This is a genomic window from Mesorhizobium sp. M7A.F.Ca.CA.002.05.1.1 (genome assembly GCF_003998335.1).
In the GTDB taxonomy this organism is placed as follows: Bacteria; Pseudomonadota; Alphaproteobacteria; order Rhizobiales; family Rhizobiaceae; genus Mesorhizobium.
In genome coordinates, this window is sequence record NZ_RZQI01001147.1 from 1 (window position 1) to 1,578 (window position 1,578).

At 62.7% G+C, this 1,578-nt stretch carries 3 protein-coding genes; all 3 read left to right on the forward strand.

The annotated features are described in order from the left end of the window. Window positions 1–330 (forward strand): hypothetical protein (locus tag EN939_RS38325; protein WP_206528417.1); only part of this gene is annotated, 330 nt, incomplete at its 5' end. Continuing rightward, window positions 330–1,067 carry a GntR family transcriptional regulator gene (locus EN939_RS33480; protein WP_127270373.1) on the forward strand — a complete coding sequence of 246 codons (738 nt, stop codon included), beginning with the start codon at window positions 330–332 and terminating at the stop codon, window positions 1,065–1,067. The genes EN939_RS38325 and EN939_RS33480, both read left to right, overlap by 1 nt. Next, window positions 1,067–1,578: ABC transporter ATP-binding protein (locus EN939_RS33485; protein WP_127271742.1), on the forward strand; the 512-nt coding region annotated here is incomplete at its 3' end. The genes EN939_RS33480 and EN939_RS33485, both read left to right, overlap by 1 nt.

The window sequence follows — 1,578 nt, forward strand, 5'->3', positions numbered from 1 at the left end:
ATCAATGGGCGCGGCGATCGCTTGCGCGAAGCGATGAACGTCTCCCTTGAAAGGCATGGCGTCGAGGGCATCGTCATAGGGCGTGGGTCGTTGATGAACCTGCATTTCGTCAGGGGGCCGGTGGACACTCCGGCGCGGCTCGACGATGCCGATCCTTCGGTGATTGCGCTTTGGCATATCGAAATGCTGTTGCGAGGGTACTACGTGACGCCGCGCGGCATGCTGGCGTTGTCACTGCCATTTGGCGACACCGAACTCGACGGCTTCGCCGGCGCATTCGACGATTTCCTGTCGAGCAACCTCAAAATACTGCCGCGCCGGACAAACTGATGCTTGATCGCAAGAATGCCAGTGCCGGCTCAGCCGCGCAAAAGACAGCTCATGTTCGTGTCCATACGGGCTTGAAGGAAGCACTGATGAACGGTGACTTCCTGCCCGGCCAAAGACTGGTCGTGCGACAGCTTGCCGAACAGTACCGGACCAGCGCCATGCCGGTGCGCGAGGCCTTGCGGCAACTCGTCAGCGACGAGGCAATGTTCGACCACCCAAATCGGGGCGTCATCGTCCCCGAGGCCACGGTGGCGCGTATTTCGGATCTGGTGCGTGTGCGCTGCAGCGTCGAAGGAACGGCGGCCGAGTGGGCCGCGACGACCATCACGCCCGAAGAACTCGATGAATTGGCGAAGCTGAACGGGCTGATGCGCGAATGCGTCGAGAGCAATGTCATGGCTAGCTATCTCGGCTTGAACAGGCGCTTCCATTTCACGATGTACCATGCCGCGCGGTCACCTCTCATCCAGCAAATCATCGAGAAATTGTGGCTGCAAGCAGGACCGTTCTTGAACATCGTCCGCTCGGACGTGACCTACGGCCTGGGCCTTGACCATCATGACGAAATGCTCGCGGCGCTGCGTCGCGCCGATGGCGCGGCTGCGCGCAAGGCGCTGGTGGCCGACCTGCGCGAGGCCGCCGACATCATTCTTCGCGCCGCCGCGGCGGCTGAGGCTCAGCCTGCGCGCAAACGCCCGGCTTCGGCACGCCGTGATCCCAAGGCGCAGGCGCGGTGATGGGCGGATCCCCGCGTGGCCCGGTTCATGTCGAGTTTCGTGGCGTCAGCAAGCGCTACGGGCAGACGGTCCAGGCGGTGCGTCAGCTCGACCTGGAAATCATGCGCGGCGAATTCCTGACGCTGCTGGGGCCTTCCGGGTCTGGCAAGACGACGGCGTTGATGATGCTTGCGGGGTTCGAAGATACGACCGAGGGCGAAATCCTCATTGACGGTCAGCGCATCGACAACGTTCCCGCCAATCGTCGCGGCATCGGCATGGTGTTCCAGAACTACGCGCTTTTCCCGCACATGACGGTCGCCGAAAACCTGGCTTTCCCGCTCGAGGTCCGCAAACTTGGCCGCGACGAGGTGACGCGACGTGTCAGGAACGTTCTCGACATGGTCCAGTTGCCCGAATTCGGCAACCGGCGTCCGGCGCAGCTTTCGGGTGGCCAGCAACAACGCGTCGCGGTTGCCCGCGCCCTGATCTTCGAACCAAATCTTGTCCTGATGGACGAACCGCTCGGCGC